Genomic DNA, 1,208 nt, shown 5'->3' on the forward strand with positions numbered 1-1,208 from the left:
GGTGTGGCTTCTCTGGTGTCGGCGGTGTTTCGGGTTTCTCTGGTTCTTCTGGGACTTCTGGTTTTTCCTTAAAGGTAATCGTCTGTCCCTCGTCCTCAATGTCTTTATGCTCGGTAACTTTCTTCGGCTCGTCTGGATTGCTTAAATCGTACAATTCTTCAAAAGTTACAAGCTGTTTGCCATCAAGAGAAGTAGCGTCAAAGGTAAAGGCAACTTCCACTTTCATAGTTTCGCTGTCAGCGGTAAATGTATAATCACTTTCCACACGTTTTCCGTCGATAAGAAGCTCTGCATTTTCTTCTTTCAACATCTGCCAGCCTACAAGTTTGTACTGTGTACCGACTTCTAAGCCCTCTAAGGTTACGGTATCAATGATTGTTACCTCTTTTCCAGCTTCAAGTTCTTTGTTGCCGTCCTTATCCGTAGCAGTCGTATGAATTTTGATGATACGTTCTGTAATAAGTACCGTCTGCCCGTCGTCCTCAATGTCTTTGTGTTCCGCAACTTTTACAGGTTCTTTTGGATTGCTCAAATCATACAATTCTTCAAAGGTAACAAGGTTCTTGCCACCTAAAGCAGACGCATTGAATGTATAAGAAATTTCCACTTTCATTTCTTCATCATCAGCGATAAAGGTATAATCGTTTTCTACACGTTTCCCGTCAATGACAAGCTCGGCGTTTTCTTCCTTTAACATCTGCCAGCCTTTGAGCTGATATTTTGTGCCTTTGGTAAGTCCGTCTAATTTGACAGTATCAACGATTGTAACCTCTTTTCCTGCAAGGATTGTCTTTTCGCCGTCCTTGCTGGTCGCTGTGGTATGGATAGAGATTTCTTTTTCGTATTCATCAGTCAAAGTCCCTAAATCAATCACAAGGTTATTTCTTGATACCACGATTTCAAAAGGTGGGATAAGTTTAAAACCTTTGTTGCTGTCGCATTTCATTTCTTCAATGATGTAAGTATCATAAGGCAATGCACCCTTGCTGTCGTCTGGTTCAGAAGTTCCAAACCACACACCGTCCTCGCTGGTCTTGCCTGCGTTGGTATTGTGCTTATGAGAAGCCCAGTCAGCAGAAGTGGAGAATTGCCCGTTATCATCAGTTACTACAACATGACTTTCTCCCGTCGTCTTGCTTGTGATCCTAAACGGAACATCAGCAAGACGCTTGTGTGTGCCTGCACCGATTTTCAAGCCCTCAATATCT

Annotated in this window: 1 pseudogene; it reads right to left on the reverse strand. The window is 42.7% G+C overall.

Annotation, left to right across the window (positions count from 1 at the left end):
• Positions 1 to 1,208 (reverse strand): annotated as a pseudogene (locus ACZYT3_RS12670) (SrtB-anchored collagen-binding adhesin); the annotation flags it as partial.

It is taken from the genome of Traorella sp. mt218, from assembly GCF_055420025.1.